Genomic DNA, 18713 nt, shown 5'->3' with positions numbered 1-18713 from the left:
CCTATAAAAATAAACAACGTTGCGAATATAATTTAAGGACAAGCCTCTAGGAGTAAGGCGGAATGATCGGCCTTACAAAAAGTTTAGGTATGAAAAGTTTGTAAATATAATAAAAATGTATAGTGAGTTATGATAAAACAGTATTAAAGTAGCTCTAGAACGTTTAATTAAAACAAGATGTAAAGCTACTTTAACCTTAATGCCATCCCTAGCTAACCTCTAACCTAGCTTACGACTTGCCATCCTGCTGTCGCCCCATATTCGTCCTGATGAGCAAAAAGAGGATGATTTTGAGCCTCTGCAAGCGTTAAAACTGGAGTTACGCACACATCCACCTGCTCAAAAAGACTTGACCAGTGTGATAAGGGTTGACTTGCAAACGTTTCAGTAATGGTCTGCATTGCTGATCGACTTTCAGGCATATTTGGTAAAACACCACGTTGCCAATGCGTATTTTTTAAATCTGGAAGATCTAAAACGTTGCATAACCCTTGCCAAAACTTTAACTCAAGAGAACCGACCGCCATATATCTATCGTCTTTGGTTTTATAAAGACGATAACAAGGCAGTAAGCCGCCTAAGAAGTCATGCTGCGGAGCCGGTTTCTTACCTGACATCTGTTCAATCAATTTACCAGTTGCTTTTGGCATGACTAGATGATTGTACAAACTGTGAGTCATGCTGGTGTTAATGTGTCTACCTTTACCGGTATTTTTCGCAGCAATCACAGCCGCTAAAAGTGCGATAACGGCCGTATCACTTCCACCTGCTAGATCTGCAAACTGCACATTAGGCATCGCTTGATCACCGTCGGATGATTTAAGCTGATCTAGCACACCACTTAGCGCCATAAAGTTAATATCATGTCCTGCTTTATTGCTCCAATCATGGTTAACATCATCACCTTCAGTGACGCCGTAACCCGTAATAGATACAATAACCAGTTTGGGGTTAATGTCATGCAAAGTAGTTGCATCCAATCCCATGCCTTCTAAGACGCCTGGACGGAAACTATCTAGCATAACATCTGCATTTTTGAGATGCTCTTTAATAGTAGCAATGCCTTCTGGATCACGGAAATCGACTTTGAGTGTCGTTTTTCCGTGATTTAAAGCATTGAATAGCTCACCAAATGCACGCGCAGGATCACCATTCATAGGTTCAATTTTGACAATTTCTGCACCTAGATCTGCAAGTAATCTGGTTGCAAAGGGTCCAGGTAGGTTGCGAGTTAAGTCAACAACCTTTAAACCTTGCAAACAGTAAGCCATTGGATTTGATAACTTGCTAGTCATCGTTAAACTCCTGATTAGCATCCGCCATCTTAACTAAAATAGCAGCAGGCTCAAAACGTTCACCATGAGCAGCAGCTAATTCGCGACTACGTTCGACAAATCGCTTAACGCCAATCGAGTTAATAAATTGTAGCGTGCCGCCTTGATTTGGCGCGAAACCCCACCCAAAGATTGAGCCTACGTTAGCATCCGCAACTGAGCGGACAACATTTTCTTCATAGCACTTAGCCGTTTCATTGGCTTGTACGTATAGCAGGCGATCTACTAAATCTTGTTGCGACGGTTGCTCATCTTTTGTTGGATACAGGTCAGTTAATTCAGGCCACAAGTGTTTTTCACCATTTTCAGGATAATCATAAAATCCTTTACCAACCTTTTTACCTTCACGACCTAACTCTTGGACCATTTTTTCAATCACTGGTTGAGCAGGATGCGCGGTAAAAGTCTTACCTTCCGCTTCTAAAGCTCGTTTAGCCTGCTGCATAACGTGTAATGACAGACTTAATGACACTTCATCTTGTAGTGCTAAAGGAGGCATTGGCATACCAGATTTCATACCTGCCACTTCAATACTGCGTGGATGAATACCTTCACCTAGCATTGCAATGCCTTCAGATACATAAGTACCAAATACGCGTGATGTATAGAAGCCGCGGCTGTCATTTACCACAATTGGCGTTTTTGAAATTTGACCCACAAAATCGAAGCTTTTTGCTAATGTGGCATCGTCTGTCTTTTCACCAACGATAATCTCGACCAATGGCATTTTATCAACAGGTGAGAAGAAGTGCAGACCGATAAACTGATTGGGTCGTTTGCTGGCTTGTGCCAACTGAGTGATCGGTAGCGTTGAGGTATTAGACGCATAAATTGCTGTTTCTGGAATGACAGCTTCTGCATTACGGGTACATTCGGCTTTAATATCAATGTCTTCAAATACCGCTTCAATAATTAAATCGCAGCCCTCTAAATCGTCATAAGATACTGTGGTCTCGATACGTGATAACAAGGCCTCTTTTTTCTCTTGGTTTGAACGGCCACGGCTGATAGCTTTGTCTAGCAAATTGGTCGAATAGCTCTTTCCTTTTTCGGCACCTTCGATACTGGTATCTAATAGGACGACATCAATACCTGCTTTAGCTGAAACATAGGCAATACCAGCACCCATCATACCGGCACCTAGAATACCAACCTTGCTAACTTTAGATCTCTCAAACCCTTCAGGTCGTGATTGACCTTTTTTGATATTGTTCAGCTGCTTCCACAAGGTGTTAATCATGTTAGTAGATTCAGGAGACAATGCACAAGCGACAAAATAACGAGACTCAATTTCAAGTCCATTATCAATATCTACTAAGCAGCCTTCAAACACACATGACATGATATGAACAATTGCAGGATAATTGCCATGTGATTTTTGATTTGCCATAGCAGGTGCAATCGAGAAAACCTGTGCAACTTTAGGATGCTTACTATCACCACCGGGTATTTTAAACCCTTTTTGATCCCAAGGCTGACTAACTTTAGGGTTATCTTTAATCCATTGTTTTGCTTGAGCAAGCATATCTTCTTTGTCGCTAGCAACCGCATTCAATAGACCGATTTCAAGCGCTTGCTGTGGACGTAGCTCTTTGCCTTGGGTCATCATCTCTAACGCTTTTTGAATACCAACAATGCGTGGTAAACGCTGAGTACCGCCACCACCGGGTAGCAAGCCAAGTTTAACTTCTGGCAATCCAATTTTTGTTTTTGGTGAATCAACGGCAATACGATAATGACAGGCTAAAGCCAGCTCCAAACCGCCACCTAAGGCCGTACCAGTAAGAGCAGCAGCAACAGGCTTACCCGCTTTCTCAAGTTTACGTAGACTGGTTTTCAAGTCTTCGACCAAATCAAAAGCTTGTTCAGCAGTTTCAATTTCTGCCAGTTGGTCAATATCAGCACCGACCACAAAGGTAGATTTTCCAGAGGTTAAGATCAAACCTTTGGCTTCTTCGTCCGTAATAAAAGCATCAGTTAAAGAGGCAAAAGCTTCATTAAAGCCCTCACCAATAACATTCATTTTACGATCTGTTTGATCGATAGTAACCGTAACAACACCGTTGTCAGCTTCTGCTGTAAAGTTATTTAGGTCGTTAATGGCCTTTACGCTAGCTATACTCATTTTATATCCTTATTCATTATGCGCTAATTCAATATGCGTACGTGATTTCCATGTCTTGGATTCACTAAATATTAGGGTCAAGCTCTTAGACACGTTTAATATTACACACGCTCAATAATAGTTGCGATACCCATACCACCACCAACACATAGTGTAATCATGGCGGTATTTAAGTCACGACGTTCAAGTTCATCTAGTACCGTTGTCACTAGCATCGCTCCAGTAGCACCTAAGGGATGTCCCATAGCAATAGCGCCGCCATTAACATTGACTTTATCAAGCGACACACCTAAGTCTAAAGCTGTATTCATTGGAACGACAGCAAACGCTTCGTTAATTTCCCATAAATCAATGTCACTGGCCGTCATACCCGCTTTAAGAAGTGCTTTCTGACACGCTGGCGTTGGACCTGTTAACATAATAGTTGGTTCAGAACCGATGACTGAAGCCATAGTGATCTTAGCACGCGGTTTAAGGTTTGCTTTTTCGCCTGCCGCTTTGCTACCGACTAAGCATAGTGCCGAGCCGTCTACAATACCTGATGAGTTACCTGCATGATGGACATGATTTACTTTTTCGATAGTGGTATATTTATCAAGTATCACACTATCAAAGCCCATTTTACCAGGCATAATAAAGGAGGGATTTAGACCCGCTAAGGTCTCAACGGAAGTATTAGGACGGATGGTCTCATCTTTATCCAATAACAGCATACCGTTAATATCCGTTACTGGAACGACGGACTTATCATAATAGCCCTTCTCCCAAGCAGCAGCGGCTCTTTTATGAGATTCAGTAGCAAAGGCATCAACGTCTTCACGCGTAAAACCACGTAACGTTGCAATAGCATCTGCGCCAACACCTTGGGGTACAAATTGCGTTGCATCATTAACACGGGGATCCATATACCAAGCCCCACCGTCTGAACCCATAGGTACACGGCTCATTGATTCTACACCGCCAGCCACAACCATATCTTCCACACCAGACATAACTTTAGTAGCGGCTAAGTTGATAGACTCTAAGCCTGATGCACAAAAACGAGATAGTGTAACGCCTGCCACACTTTCATCCCAATCAGCATCAATAATTGCAATACGGGCGATATCAGAACCTTGCTCACCCACAGGAGTAACACAACCTAATACCAGATCATCGACCAAACTGGTATCAAGATCATGACGTTTCTGCATCTCTTTTAATAGGGTGCGCACCAACCATATTGGCGTTGCTTGATGTAGTGAACCCTCTTTTTTACCTTTGCCACGTGGTGTACGAATGGCATCATAGATATAGGCAACTTCAGTCATATAAATCCTTTTTTAAATCCGTTTAAATTGTTTAAAATCGTTTATGAAATTTTGTAAGCGACACGTTTCAATCGCTTACAAAATTAGCGATGTAGCACCATGCTAATAAGTCTGAAAACTTTCATAAAAACTTACTAGAAAGCTTTAATGATTACATAAAGCGTGATGCAAGCTCTTTCATGATCTCATTGGTGCCACCGTAGATTTTCTGGACTCTTGAATCAGCATACATCCGCGCAATTGGGTACTCACTCATATAGCCATAACCACCAAATAATTGCAAGCATTCATCCATGACGTTGCACTGTTTTTCAGTTACCCAGTATTTAATTAATGATGCCTGAGGTGCTGTTAATTTGCCTTCTATCATCGCTTCAATAGCAGAGTCACATAATGCTTTCACTGCTAAATAGTCTGCTTGAACTTCGGCAAGCTTAAAGCGGGTATTTTGGAACTTCCAAATTGGGCGACCAAATGCTTCACGCTGTTTAACGTAATCTAAAGTAAGCTCTAAAGCTAGTTTGATAGCACCACAACCGCTTAATGCAATAATGAGACGCTCTTGAGGCAGTTCTTGCATCATTTGGATAAATCCAAGACCTTCAACGCCACCAAGTACATTTTTTTGAGGTACACGTACATTACTAAAGAATAACTCTGAAGTATCTTGTGCAGATAAGCCGGTTTTCTTAAGATTGCGTCCCCGCTCAAAACCTTCAAGCCCATCTGTTTCAACGCCGATAAGTGAAACGCCCTGAGCACCCTTTTCACGGTCAGTTTTACAGGCTAGTATAATTAAGTTGGCGTGTTGACCGTTAGTAATAAATGTTTTTGAACCGTTGATAATATAATCATCACCATCTTTAACGGCATACGTTTTAATGGCTTGTAGATCTGAACCTGTTGTCGGTTCAGTCATAGCGATTGCGCCAACAAATTCACCCGTTGCCATTTTTGGTAGCCATGCTTTTTTCTGCTCTTCAGTACCATGCTTCAAAATATAAGGGGCAACGATACCAGAGTGAACCATACCACCAAATCCAGCTTGGTTAGCTTGAGCCTGAGCAAGAAGAATCGCTGCTTCGTGACCGAAGTCACCACCGCCGCCGCCGTACTCTTCTGGCATTGATGCACATAAGAAGCCCATTTCACCCGCTTCATTCCATGCTTCACGATCGATCATACCGTTCTCACGCCATTGCTCGTCTTTATCTTCCCAACTTTGGAACAACTTTAAGGCACTGTCATATACCATTTCATGTTCTTCAGTCATCCAATTGCTTTTAAACGTATCAATAGCCATTTCGTTAATCCTTAACCCATAAATTAGTTTATTGTATTAATGGTAATAATTATTACCAAAAATGATTACAATAGATTTGGAGCAAAACTCATATCTATCATTACTTACCGTTCAATATTACAAAAGTTTATTTTGCTAAGCAATCACTAGCTATAAAATAGTAATTATAATTACTATTAATTAAGGGGCTTTAATGAAAACAACTCAACATGATCATCATGACACTCTATTAAATGAAAAAGCGTTAGCACCTTTATCAAAAATTCGTCCTGCGACCCTTGATAAAATAGAAAAAGCGGTTCACGAGTTATTTGCTGGCGCCAATGCTCAAGATGTCACAATGATTCAAATCGCTAATGCAGCAAATGTCTCATTGCAGACCTTATATAAATACTTTGGCGATAAGCACACGGTATTCCAAACGATTATGGATATCGTACTTGGGCGGCTTGCGAACCGAATGATGGATCATCTACAAGGTATTGATAGTGTTAAAGAGCGTCTGAGAAAAACCTTGTGGGTTTGTTTTGATTTTGTGGACTCTCATCCTGATGCTGTGATGGTCTTAACCTCTGTATCTACCTCAGATATTCGCAAAATATCTATTTACGAAAATAAAGAGCTGATTGATGCCTTTACCAGTGTTTTAGCTGACGGTCAACGTCGAGGGGTGCTTAATGATAAAGTACCGCTTTATGTCTTATTTGATGTGTTTATGGGATTTGTGATGCGTATTGGTACCATGCAGGTCATTCGTCACTCACCAATGCCGTTGACTGAAAACTTTGATGACTTATTCTCCATGTTATGGCGTGCTATCTCTAAGCCTGATATTGATACAAAAAGTTAAGCTTATACAAAAAATAATTTATAAGATTACCTAACTATTTTTGCAATTATCGATTGACGATTTATTGTGCTCACGTTATATAATACCCCTTCGTTTTTTTGATAGGCATGTTGCCATTTTAATCAAACTCAATTTTTTTAATTTTATAAACACACATTATTAATGAGTTCTTTGACATCACTCGTTAAGTTATAGATGTACTTAACGACTGATACCAGCTGTAATGGTAAACAGATCTTATTATCAACTGACTCATAGATGAAATTATGAAGAGAGTTATTCATGCAACTAAAGAGGATTTAAACATCAAAAAGAAGGATAAACTAAGCTGGCGTATCTTTGGCCCAGGGATACTATTAGCAAGCGGTGCCGTCGGTGGCTCTCATCTCATTTCATCTACTCAGGCTGGTGCCATCTATGGTTGGCAATTGGCGATTATAATTATTCTAGCGAACTTTTTTAAATATCCTTTTTTCAGATTTAGTACAGATTACGTCTATGACAAAGGCGAGTCATTAATTGCAGGATATGCCAGAAAGTCGCCAGTTTATTTGTGGGTTTACACTATTTTAATGATTGGATCTGCCGTCATTAGTGTGGGTGCCGTTACCCTACTATGCTCTGTTATTTTGGGGTTTATGATTCCAGAGCAATTTACGCCATCTGCTACTCTATTATCAATAATCGTCATAGGGGTGTCATGGTTGATGTTAATTGTCGGTCATTACAAGCTGCTAGACCGTTTTAACAAGTGGATTATGGCATCGCTAATTATTACCACCTTGATTACAGTCATTATTGCAGCGGGGAATCCTACTCCAATTGCACCAGATTTCGTTGCCATGTCACCTTGGAATATGGCTTCTTTAGGATTTATAGTGGCGTTAATGGGCTGGATGCCAGCGCCATTAGAGTTTGCTGCTATTACCTCGATGTGGACCGCTGAAAAAGTTAAAACGGATCAGACAACTTACTATCAAGGTTTGGTTGATTTTAATGCCGGCTATATTTTTAGTGCTATTTTAGGTCTGTGTTTTTTAGCCTTAGGCGTCTTTGTTCAATACGGTTCAGGTGTTGAGATTAAAATTCAGGGCGGTGACTATGTCACCCAGTTAATCAATATGTACACCGCCACCATCGGTGACTGGTCAAGATTATTGGTTGCCTTTGTGGCATTCATGGTAATGTTTGGCACGACGATTACCTTAATTGATGGCTATGGTCGAGCCCTTGCAGAGTCTACCCGTCTCATTAAAGGTGAATCAAAGGTAAGCGACCCGCAAATCCTATTTTGGACCAGTTATTCTGTTATTGGTTCATTAATTATTATTGTCTTCTTCAAAGGTCAGTTAGGGTCTATGTTGAAGTTTGCCATGATTACGGCGTTTTGTTTTGCGCCAATCTTTGGTTGGCTGAATTATAGCTTAATTAAGAGCGAGCAAAAGCTGTCTAAATCAATGACGTTTTATACTATAGCTGGGCTACTATTCTTAGCCGCGGTTGCCCTATTATTTGTAGTACAGTTGTTAGGTTTTATCGAATAACCCGCTTATAACCCTCTTATGTCAAAGCAATCAGGCGACTTATACTACCTTGTCTTTCACACAATCCAACCTTAACTTAAAGGCATTATGTTATGACTCACCCTAATTCAGCAGCGTCTACTGCACACTCTGAAAATGTACGATGGCGCACTTTTGGACCAGGAATCTTATTGGCAACAGCTGCTATTGGCGGCTCACACCTTATATCCTCAACGCAGGCAGGGGCGATTTATGGCTGGCAATTGGCGATAATGATAATACTAGCTAACTTTTTTAAGTATCCATTCTTTAAGTTTGGCACAGATTATGTCTATGAAACAGGTGAGTCATTAGTTGCTGGTTATGCCAAAAAGTCGCCAGTTTATTTATGGGCGTTTTTTATACTGTCTTTAGCGGCTTCTGTGATTAGTACAGGTGCGGTAGCGCTCATTGCAGCTACTATTTTAGGATTTATGTTGCCTGAAAATCTAGGAATATCCACCACAATTTTGTCTTTGATCGTCATGGGTGTGTCTTGGTTAATCCTAATTTTAGGTCATTATAAAATGCTTGATAGAGTGACCAAATTAATCATGGTGGCATTAACTATAGCAACCTTGGCTGCTGTAATCATTGCCGCTGGCAAGCCTACAGTGATGGCGCCTGATTTTGTCGCGCCCTCCCCTTGGAACATGGCGACACTTGGCTTTATAGTAGCGTTAATGGGATGGATGCCCGCGCCATTAGAATTCTCTGCGATCAATTCAATGTGGATATCAGCTAAAGTAGAAGCAGATCACACAACACATCGTCAGGGTCTGGTTGACTTCAATGTGGGCTTCATTTCTACTGCGCTTTTAGCGTTAGTATTTTTGGCGTTAGGTGTCTTTGTACAATATGGCACTGGGGTCGAGATTCAGACACAAGGTGGTGCGTATATTAGCCAGTTGATCAGCATGTACACCGCTACTATTGGTGAGTGGTCAAGACTTTTAGTGGCCTTTGTGGCCTTCATGGTGATGTTTGGTACGACGATCACTTGCGCAGATGGCTATGGCCGAATTAATGCAGAAAGTTGGCGTTTAATTAAAAATGACGTCAAAATGGATGAAAAGCAGCTTTTATTTTGGATCACCTACACCGCTGTTGGCGGGTTCATCATCATTACATTCTTTACCGGTCAGCTTGGTGCAATGCTGAAGTTTGCTATGATTTCTGCCTTCGTTTCAGCCCCTATTTTTGGATGGCTTAATTACTCATTGGCAAAAAATCATCAGAATCTTTCCCCTAGTATGAAATTATATAGTATTGCAGGCTTGATCTTTTTAGGTGGTATCGCATTGTTATTTATGGCTCAATTATTAAAGATCATTTAATGGGCTAATATATAGGGTTATTTGCAAGACTCATAAATAAGGGCTGTTTGATGACAGCCCTTATTTATGAAGTACTGTCTATTGTTTTAGGTCACTGTATTAAATAGTTGTGGTGCATCGCAGCTATTTCATTGTATATTTGCTTATGCAATCTTTAATCTGCATTTTACTTTTAAAAGGAATTGCTTTTAATAGCAATAGTAACATGCCGGTTTTTACAGGGAGTTTAAGAATTAAATGAAAATTATTAAAGCTAACTCTAATTACTCGAAACATCAAGTTGGTGTTCGTTTATTACACAGGAACCGTCATTTATTATCCGGTTTCTTTATATTATTTGCAGCACTAGGGTGTGATACACAAAGTAATCACCATAAAAGTCAAACTGTGCCCATTGAATTTGAAAATTGGCAGGGTGTGATTCAGGATGCTTATAACGATTTATCTAACGATGAGCAGCAGTTACTGAGTCGTTATATGCAGCGTATGCAATTAAGTGACGCTCAACAACAAGGCGCTACAACTCAAGTCACTATTGACGAGGCCATTGAACAGCAGCGCAAATATGAAGAATTGCACCCGAATAATCCTATAGGTCAGAAGACGGATGAAAACAGGGAGTTACAACGGGATCAATACCCTATTACTTTACTGCCTTATAAACCGAGTGACACTGATACTTTAAATAACGTAAAACTGTCTTTTGTTATGACGAATAAGAGTAATGTCCCTGTTAATGGCTTTAAAGGGACGTTAATGCTTAACCATCCTGATTTTGCAAAACCTAAACCCGTGGTTATATCGCTGGTAAACTTCGACCCACCTCTGGCACCCAATGCGAACTATGAGTTCGACGCTGACGTTAATATTTCCGATGCCAAAGTATATGAGGCGATCAAACATCCTCAAAATATCAGCATAGAGGTCACTAAGGGCAGTTTAACCTTAAAAGATGGGCACACAATGGATTTTGAATAAGCTATTTTTAATAGTAGCTATCATAAACAGCAGCTATAGCTATTTTAGGTCAATAAAGCGGGTTCTTGATAATTATCGGCACCTTTAAGAGAAGTTAATGCAATTAAAAAGATTAAAAGCATTTCATACTGTGGCGCAACTAGGAAGCTTTAGTGAAGCAATTGATGTTACGGGGCTTTCACAGCCGACATTAAGCCGGCTAATTAAGCAGCTTGAGGAGAATATTGGAGTAGAGCTTATCGATCGCTATCATCGCCCTCTGGAGCTGACCCCTGCTGGAGCATTCTTTTATGAAAAGGTTGATTCTATATTAAGGGAGCTTGACAGTAGCGTAACTCTTACTCAAAAACTGGCTTATCCACCTGACAACCTAAACATAGGCTTTGTCCCTTCAGTGTTATACGGCCTACTCCCTACCGTGATTTCAAGGTTAAAGCTGCGTTTACCTAGTTTAGATATTCATCTAAAAGATATCAGCTCATTCAGACAAGTTGACGCATTAAAAGCGGGTGAAATTGATGTCGGTTTCGGGCGTTTTGCACATGATGATGCTAATTTAAACCAGATATTATTGCGTCATGAGCGTTATGTAGCCGCTTTACCTAAGACACATGAATTAGCAAACCAGAGTGATATTCACCTCAAGCAATTACAAGATAGCCGTATAATCTTATATCACCAGACGCATCTGCCTGTATCCAATGTATCCATTACAGTTTCTGATAATAACGATGCGCCTTTATTGATTAGTGAGCCTTTACTGCATCTATTTTCAAAACAGTCAGCTTTACCCCACCATACTACTTCAGTTAGTGATATACAGGTTGCATTAGGTCTTGTAGCAGCAGGTGAAGGGATAACCTTGGTGCCTGATAGTCTTAAATCGGTACGTTCAGATCAAATTAACTACCGCTCATTAATCCATGAAGATGCAACCTCTCCTATATATCTTTGTGCGCTACAAGCGCCCACACATCCCGCATTTTCAATACTTTTAGACGTTGTATATGATATATATGAAGAACGCGGTATTACCTATCGGCGGATAAAGTAGTCAGATTTTAATTGTAACTAAATATAAATTAAATTTAATTAAGTTTAAGGTTTTAATTTCATGTTCTGAATAATAATGCTTCGGAATCACTCAAATACGAATTTAAGTATTTAAAAAATAAATAATTTTAATTTATATTAAATAATAATAAATATTAACTTATTATTATTTAGCTAGCTCAATAGTCTAACCTCTTTTATCTAATTCATTTTGCAGGTACTCTACCAATATTCTACTTCTATTTTAAATTTATGGATATATATCCTATTAATTAATTTTCTAGTAGCTATCATTAATTTGAAAAAGAGTTATTCTAACTCACATACAATAAAAGGAATGCCCATGAGTACTGAATCTGCTGGCAAGCGCTTTCGTAATGCCATCTCTGAACAAACGACTAATAATCAACCGCTACAAATCGTCGGCACTATCAATGCTTATACAGCAATGATGGCGACTCAAGTTGGTCACAAGGCAATATATTTATCGGGTGCTGGTGTAGCGAATGCCTCTTATGGACTGCCTGATTTAGGTATGACCAGCTTAGACAATGTATTAGAAGATGCCAGCCGTATTACCAATGCGGTACAAACGCCGCTATTAGTCGACATCGACACTGGTTGGGGCGGTGCTTTTAATATCTCCCAAACCATCAAAAAGATGGAAAAAGCAGGCGTGGCAGCTGTTCATATCGAAGACCAAGTGGCACAAAAACGCTGTGGTCATCGTCCTAATAAAGAAATCGTGTCTACCAGTGAAATGGTGGATCGTCTAAAAGCGGCTCTTGATGCCAAAGTAGATCCTGACTTTGTGGTTATGGCGCGAACAGATGCGTTATCTGTTGAAGGATTAGAGGCAGCTGTTGAACGTGCCGTTGCTTTTGAAGAAGCTGGCGCAGATATGATTTTCGCAGAAGCGTTAACTGATATTGAGATGTATCGCAAGTTTACCGACGTGTTAAATATTCCAGTATTGGCTAACATGACAGAGTTTGGACAAACGGATCTGTATACGACTGAACAGTTATTTAATGTCGGTGTTGAAATGGTGCTCTACCCACTATCAGCTTTCCGTGCGATGAATAAAGCGGCGCTCAATGTTTATCAACATCTACTTGATGACGGTACTCAGGAAAATGTCGTCGACACTATGCAAACCCGTATGGAATTATATGATTTCTTAAACTATCATGAATTTGAGCGGAAGCTTGACGAGCTATTTGCTCAGAAGAAGTAATGTTTATCAAAACTAGTCTAAAAAGATATTTGATATCAATCAAAAGTCTTATATAACATATTTTTATATAGCTAATAGTTTTAGTACCATTTATCACTATAATATCTACACTAACGCAACCTAAATTTAAAGGAAAGTATCATGGCAGCAGGCAAGCAACTATCAGGCGCAGGTTTACGTGGACAAATTGCTGGACAAACCTCACTATCTACGGTTGGTAAATCCGGATCAGGATTAACTTATCGTGGATATGATGTCAAAGATTTAGCAGAAAATTGCATCTTTGAAGAAGTGGCTTATCTATTATTATATGGTGAGCTTCCTACTCAGACACAACTTGATGACTATAAAGCAGAGCTCAAAAAGTTACGTGACTTACCGCAAGCTTTAAAGGATGTATTAGAGCGTATACCTCAATCTGCACACCCGATGGATGTGTTAAGAACGGGTTGTTCAATGCTAGGTAATTTAGAGCCTGAAGAAAGCTTTGATCAACAGCTTGATAAAACCAATCGTATGTTGTCCGCTTTCCCAGCAATTATCAATTATTGGTATCGTTTCAGCCATAATGGTGAAAAAATCGATTGTATGACTGATGCTGAAACGCTTGGTGGTCATTTCTTACAATTGCTTAAAGGTGAGAAGCCAAGCGAATTGCATGAGCGCGTAATGAATGTGTCTTTAATTCTATATGCTGAGCATGAATTCAACGCTTCTACGTTTACTGCCCGTGTTTGTGCCTCTACTCTATCGGATCTTTTCTCTTGTATTACTGGGGCAATCGGTACGCTACGTGGACCTTTACACGGTGGTGCTAACGAAGCCGCTATGGAGTTGATTGAAGGCTTTGAGTCTCCTGAAGCTGCTGAATCAGGCTTGATGGGCATGCTAGAGCGTAAAGAAAAGATTATGGGCTTTGGTCATGCTATTTATAGTGATTCTGATCCTCGTAATGTCATTATTAAGCAATGGGCTGAAAAATTAGCCGCAGATGTGGGTGATGACGTGTTATACCCTGTATCAGTAAGATGTGAAGAAGTAATGTGGCGTGAGAAGAAACTATTCTGTAACGCTGATTTCTTCCATGCGTCAACTTATAACTTTATGGGCATACCAACGAAATTGTTCACGCCAATATTCGTTTGTTCACGCTTAACTGGCTGGGCAGCTCATGTGTTTGAGCAACGTTCTAACAACCGCATTATTCGCCCAAGTGCCGAATATATTGGTGAAGAACCAAGAGAAGTGCCCCCTATCGCTGAGCGTGGTTAATACTCTCTAAATTGGTAAAAAGGCTTCATCTTTATTATAAAATATTATGAGGATGCGGCCTTTTTAATTTTTAATACGCACTATTTCATCATCTAATACCTAGTCTATAAATCAACCGATATAAACCCTACAAACAGAACTAAATGACAATGACGTTATAGCTTAACGAGCTTATCGATATATATTAAATAGTTTTTATAAATATCTTATAAATCATATTAAATTTGCAATGAGTTTCATATTATTCTAAGGACAGCCAACTATGCCAAATCCCAATCAGCCCGTTCTCACTCACAAACACCCACAACCAATGAATTCCGACTTCAAAAAACCATTACCTCTGCCTAATGGTGAAGACAGTGGGTTATATTATTTTGACGTTGAACAAGCGGTTAATGATATTGAACCTGGTGCCTATGCCAAGCTACCTTTTAGCTCAAAGGTATTATGTGAAAATTTAGTACGTCGTTGCCCGCCAGAAGATTTAACCGAAGCCCTTTCGCAACATATTTATCGTAAGCAAGATCTAGATTTTCCTTGGTATCCAGCGCGTGTTGTTTGCCATGATATCTTAGGACAAACGGCATTTGTGGATCTTGCAGGTTTGCGAGATGCTATCGCTGAAGAAGGAGGTGACCCATCAAAAGTAAACCCAATCGTTCCTACTCAGCTTATTGTTGACCATTCATTAGCGGTTGAACATGCAGGCTATGAAGAGAATGCTTTTGAGAAAAACCGTGCGATTGAAGAACGTCGTAACGAAGATCGTTTCCATTTTATCAATTGGTGTGAATATGCCTTTGATAATGTCAACGTTGTGCCTCCCGGCAACGGTATTATGCACCAAATTAATTTAGAAAAAATGTCTCCTGTGATCCAAGTAATTGCGGATAAAGCGGATGGTAAACCCGTTGCTTATCCAGACACTTTAGTCGGTACGGACAGTCATACTCCAATGGTTGATGCTCTTGGCGTTATCTCAATTGGCGTGGGTGGATTAGAAGCTGAAAGCGTTATGTTAGGTAACCCTTCTTACATGCGTTTGCCTAATATCGTTGGTCTAAATTTAACAGGTAAATTACAGCCGGGTATAACGGGTACTGATTTAGTACTAGCCATGACCGAGTTCCTACGTAACGAAGGGGTTGTATCCGCGTATGTTGAATGCTTTGGAGACGGCGCAAGAAGTCTGTCAGTAGGCGATAGAGCGTCAATATCGAATATGACACCTGAATATGGTGCAACTGCCGTCATGTTCTCAATTGATGAGCAAACCATTGATTATTTACGTCTAACGGGTCGTACTGAACAACAAATTAGTGTTGTTGAAGCATATGCTAAGCAAACTGGGTTATGGGCAGACGGCATGAAAGATGCTGAATATGACCGTGTATTAAATTTTGATTTATCAAAAGTGGTGCGTAATATCGCAGGGCCTTCACGTCCGCATGCCCGTGTTTCTACCACTGATTTAGCGGAAGTCGGTATTGCTCACGCTGCTGACCAACCGCTTGTTGAGCCAGAAGATGGATTGATGCCTGATGGTGCCGTAATTATTGCTGCCATTACCAGTTGTACCAATACCTCAAATCCACGCAATATGATTGCAGCGGGTATCGTTGCCCGTAATGCGTTAGAGAAAGGTTTGGTTCGTAAGCCTTGGGTGAAGTCTTCATTAGCACCCGGATCAAAAGCGGTAAAACTGTACTTAGAAGAGGCTAATTTACTGCCCGATCTACAGCAACTTGGCTTTGATGTGGTTGCTTTTGCCTGTACGACTTGTAATGGTATGAGTGGCGCCTTAGAACCAGAAATCCAGCAAGAAATCATTGACCGTGATCTATTCTCTACAGCCGTATTATCGGGTAACCGTAACTTTGACGGTCGCATTCATCCCTATGCAAAACAAGCCTTCCTTGCTTCTCCACCATTGGTAGTGGCTTATGCAATAGCGGGTACCATTCGTTTTGATATCGAAAAAGACTCATTAGGTAAAGATAAAGAGGGCAATGATGTCTATCTAAAAGACATTTGGTTTGATGATGCCGAAGTTGATGCGATTGTTGCCTCTGCGGTGAAGCCTGAGCAATATAACAAAGTTTATATCCCCATGTTTGACGAAGGTATTGTCGATGCAGAACGTCATGATGCTATTACCAATCCACAGTACAACTGGCGTGAGATGAGTACGTATATCCGTCGCCCACCCTACTGGGAAGGCACAATGGCTGAAGCCAATAAGCTTAAAGGCATGCGTCCGCTAGCGGTATTGGGTGATAACATTACTACCGACCATATGTCGCCTTCTAATGCTATTATGCCTGATAGCGCCGCTGGCGAATATTTAGATAAAATGGGACTACCTGCTGAGGATTATAATTCTTACGCTACGCACCGTGGTGATCATTTAACCGCTCAACGTGCTACATTTGCTAATCCTAAACTATTAAACGAGATGGTACGGGATGACAAGGGCGAGGTGATTCAAGGTTCACTTGCTCGAGTAGAGCCTGAAGGTGAGGTGATGCGTATGTGGGAAGCCATTGAAACCTATATGACTCGTAAACAGCCCCTTATCATAATTGCTGGTGATGGCTATGGTCAAGGTTCAAGCCGAGACTGGGCTGCTAAAGGCGTTCGTTTAGCAGGGGTAGAATGCGTGGTCGCTGAAGATTTTGAACGTATCCATCGTCAAAACTTAGTAGGAATGGGCGCCCTTCCCGTTCAATTTAAAGAGGGTACTACCCGTAAGACGTTAAATATTGATGGTTCTGAAGTATTTGATATTGAGGGCGAAGTATCAGCTGGTGGTGAGATGACCCTTGTTATTCATCGTACTGACGGTACAGTTGATAAAACGCCAGTAATTTGCCGCTTAGATACGGCAGATGAACTTAAAATGTACAATTCCGGTGGTATGCTACAGCGCTTTGCTAAAGAGTTTTTGGAAGGTAGTGTGGCTTAATTTGAATTCATAATGAGCTTATAAGTCGCATTTGACTAAGCGCACAAGTCACTACTCATTGTGCTTGTGCGTTTTTTTATTAAAAATTTTTGAAAACAAACAACTACCCTAAAACTAAAATTTATATCTAAAGCTATAAACTCTATTTAGGAAAACTATTATGACACAACATGTATTCACCCCCCAAATACCTGTCCCCGCCACCTATATGCGTGGTGGCACCTCAAAAGGGGTGTTTTTCAATCTAAATGATTTACCTGAACGCTGTCAGCAACATGGCAAAGCTCGAGATAATTTCTTATTAAGAGTTATCGGTAGCCCAGACCCTTATGGTAAGCAAATCGACGGCTTAGGCAATGGTTCATCAAGTACATCTAAGACCGTTATCCTATCAAAGTCTGATAAAGACGGTCACGATGTTAACTACCTATTTGGACAGGTCAATATTAGCAAACCTATGATTGATTGGGCCGGTAACTGCGGTAACTTAACGGCCGCTGTTGGGGCGTGTGCGATTAATATGGGCTTGGTAGATGCAGATAAAGTAGCCGCTAGTATCGATACTGGTATTTGTGAGGTTAATATTTGGCAGCAAAATATCAATAAAACCATTATCGCCCATGTGCCTGTCTATCAAGACAAACAAGGCGATGTACAAGTTCAAGAAACGGGTGATTTTGAATTAGATGGCGTCACCTTCCCTGCCGCTGAAGTTAAAATTGAATTTATTGATCCGGTTGATGCATCAAGCGCAATGTTCCCTACGGGTAACTTGGTGGATGACTTTGATTTATCAGGTTGTGGTCTAGATAAAGCGGGTGTTCAAGCGACGTTTATCAATGCCGGCATTCCTACCATCTTTATGAATGCTGAGGATTTAGGCTTTACAGGCACAGAACTGCAACCTGATGTTAATAGTAATTCAGAGCTACAAACTAGACTTGAGAAAATCCGAGCTAAAGGTGGTGTGGCGATGGGTATATTTAAGGATGTCAGCGAGGCTGAAAAGAGCCAACATATTCCAAAAATCGCTTGGGTTGCTCCAGCACAAAGCTATACGGCCTCAAGTGGTAAAGCCGTTGATAAACAGGACATTGATTTGGTGGTACGCGCCATGAGTATGGGGCAATTACACCACGCCATGATGGGTACAGCAGCGGTAGCCATTGCTGCGGCAGCAACCACGCAAGGCACGTTAGTAAATAAAGCAGCTGGCGGTGGTAATTTGTCAGAAGTTCGTTTTGGTCATCCATCAGGCACACTACTCGTGGGCGGTAAAACAGAACAAGTGAATGGTCGCTGGCAAGCTAAAAAGGTATCTATGAGCCGCTCTGCTCGCCGAATTATGGTGGGTGAAGTGTTTGTACCTGCCGATAGCTTCTAAACC

At 40.7% G+C, this 18713-nt stretch carries 13 protein-coding genes; 9 read left to right on the top strand and 4 right to left on the bottom strand.

Annotated features, from left to right (window positions below):
* Positions 1-224: 224 nt before the first annotated feature.
* From AC2SLO_RS07575 to AC2SLO_RS07560, 4 genes are all read right to left on the bottom strand, one after another.
* Positions 225-1295: a CaiB/BaiF CoA transferase family protein gene (locus AC2SLO_RS07575; RefSeq protein WP_486541093.1), complete on the bottom strand. Its 1071-nt coding sequence runs from the start codon at positions 1293-1295 to the stop codon at positions 225-227.
* Positions 1288-3459, bottom strand: a complete 2172-nt coding sequence (locus tag AC2SLO_RS07570; RefSeq protein ID WP_486541091.1) for a 3-hydroxyacyl-CoA dehydrogenase NAD-binding domain-containing protein — start codon at positions 3457-3459, stop codon at positions 1288-1290. The genes AC2SLO_RS07575 and AC2SLO_RS07570 overlap by 8 nt, the downstream gene beginning before the upstream one ends.
* Positions 3460-3560: 101 nt before the next feature.
* A complete protein-coding gene (locus AC2SLO_RS07565) occupies positions 3561-4769 on the bottom strand; it encodes an acetyl-CoA C-acetyltransferase (RefSeq protein WP_486541089.1) in 1209 nt (402 codons plus the stop codon).
* 151 nt (positions 4770-4920) lie between these two features.
* Positions 4921-6072 carry an acyl-CoA dehydrogenase family protein gene (locus AC2SLO_RS07560; protein WP_486541087.1) on the bottom strand — a complete coding sequence of 384 codons (1152 nt, stop codon included), beginning with the start codon at positions 6070-6072 and terminating at the stop codon, positions 4921-4923.
* Between the two features lie 193 nt (positions 6073-6265).
* On the opposite strand from AC2SLO_RS07560, the gene AC2SLO_RS07555 reads away from it, so the two are divergent.
* From AC2SLO_RS07555 to prpF, 9 genes are all read left to right on the top strand, one after another.
* Positions 6266-6922 carry a TetR/AcrR family transcriptional regulator gene (locus tag AC2SLO_RS07555; protein WP_486541085.1) on the top strand — a complete coding sequence of 219 codons (657 nt, stop codon included), beginning with the start codon at positions 6266-6268 and terminating at the stop codon, positions 6920-6922.
* Between the two features lie 266 nt (positions 6923-7188).
* Entirely contained in the window at positions 7189-8466 is a 1278-nt protein-coding gene (locus AC2SLO_RS07550) for an NRAMP family divalent metal transporter (RefSeq protein WP_486541083.1), read from the top strand.
* A 92-nt stretch (positions 8467-8558) separates the two neighbouring features.
* The gene (locus tag AC2SLO_RS07545; protein ID WP_486541081.1) at positions 8559-9821 is read left to right on the top strand and encodes an NRAMP family divalent metal transporter; all 1263 of its coding nucleotides are present in this window, start codon (positions 8559-8561) and stop codon (positions 9819-9821) included.
* 237 nt (positions 9822-10058) lie between these two features.
* Positions 10059-10799 (top strand): hypothetical protein, encoded by a 741-nt coding sequence (locus tag AC2SLO_RS07540; RefSeq protein WP_486541079.1) that lies wholly within the window; start codon positions 10059-10061, stop codon positions 10797-10799.
* Positions 10800-10896: 97 nt separating this feature from the next.
* Positions 10897-11853, top strand: a complete 957-nt coding sequence (locus AC2SLO_RS07535; RefSeq protein ID WP_486541077.1) for a LysR family transcriptional regulator — start codon at positions 10897-10899, stop codon at positions 11851-11853.
* 342 nt (positions 11854-12195) lie between these two features.
* On the top strand, positions 12196-13089 hold the full coding sequence (prpB, locus tag AC2SLO_RS07530; RefSeq protein WP_486541075.1) for a methylisocitrate lyase: 894 nt from the start codon (positions 12196-12198) through the stop codon (positions 13087-13089).
* Between the two features lie 141 nt (positions 13090-13230).
* The gene (gene prpC, locus AC2SLO_RS07525; RefSeq protein ID WP_486541073.1) at positions 13231-14361 is read left to right on the top strand and encodes a bifunctional 2-methylcitrate synthase/citrate synthase; all 1131 of its coding nucleotides are present in this window, start codon (positions 13231-13233) and stop codon (positions 14359-14361) included.
* A 310-nt stretch (positions 14362-14671) separates the two neighbouring features.
* On the top strand, positions 14672-17326 hold the full coding sequence (acnD, locus tag AC2SLO_RS07520; RefSeq protein WP_486541199.1) for a Fe/S-dependent 2-methylisocitrate dehydratase AcnD: 2655 nt from the start codon (positions 14672-14674) through the stop codon (positions 17324-17326).
* 160 nt (positions 17327-17486) lie between these two features.
* The gene (gene prpF / locus AC2SLO_RS07515; RefSeq protein ID WP_486541071.1) at positions 17487-18710 is read left to right on the top strand and encodes a 2-methylaconitate cis-trans isomerase PrpF; all 1224 of its coding nucleotides are present in this window, start codon (positions 17487-17489) and stop codon (positions 18708-18710) included.
* Positions 18711-18713: the final 3 nt, after the last annotated feature.

This window comes from Psychrobacter sp. CX14 (assembly GCF_057396205.2).
The sequence above is the reverse complement of the archived record's forward strand: the minus strand, read 5'-3'. Positions and strand labels throughout refer to the sequence as shown.

Coding starts and splice junctions, on each gene's coding strand:
- AC2SLO_RS07575 (WP_486541093.1), bottom strand. CDS start 1,295: ATGACTAGCAAGTTATCAAATCCAATGGCTTACTGTTTGCAAGGTTTA.
- AC2SLO_RS07560 (WP_486541087.1), bottom strand. CDS start 6,072: ATGGCTATTGATACGTTTAAAAGCAATTGGATGACTGAAGAACATGAA.
- AC2SLO_RS07540 (WP_486541079.1), top strand. CDS start 10,059: ATGAAAATTATTAAAGCTAACTCTAATTACTCGAAACATCAAGTTGGT.
- prpC (WP_486541073.1), top strand. CDS start 13,231: ATGGCAGCAGGCAAGCAACTATCAGGCGCAGGTTTACGTGGACAAATT.
- prpB (WP_486541075.1), top strand. CDS start 12,196: ATGAGTACTGAATCTGCTGGCAAGCGCTTTCGTAATGCCATCTCTGAA.
- prpF (WP_486541071.1), top strand. CDS start 17,487: ATGACACAACATGTATTCACCCCCCAAATACCTGTCCCCGCCACCTAT.
- AC2SLO_RS07570 (WP_486541091.1), bottom strand. CDS start 3,459: ATGAGTATAGCTAGCGTAAAGGCCATTAACGACCTAAATAACTTTACA.
- AC2SLO_RS07565 (WP_486541089.1), bottom strand. CDS start 4,769: ATGACTGAAGTTGCCTATATCTATGATGCCATTCGTACACCACGTGGC.
- AC2SLO_RS07545 (WP_486541081.1), top strand. CDS start 8,559: ATGACTCACCCTAATTCAGCAGCGTCTACTGCACACTCTGAAAATGTA.
- AC2SLO_RS07550 (WP_486541083.1), top strand. CDS start 7,189: ATGAAGAGAGTTATTCATGCAACTAAAGAGGATTTAAACATCAAAAAG.
- AC2SLO_RS07555 (WP_486541085.1), top strand. CDS start 6,266: ATGAAAACAACTCAACATGATCATCATGACACTCTATTAAATGAAAAA.
- acnD (WP_486541199.1), top strand. CDS start 14,672: ATGAATTCCGACTTCAAAAAACCATTACCTCTGCCTAATGGTGAAGAC.
- AC2SLO_RS07535 (WP_486541077.1), top strand. CDS start 10,897: ATGCAATTAAAAAGATTAAAAGCATTTCATACTGTGGCGCAACTAGGA.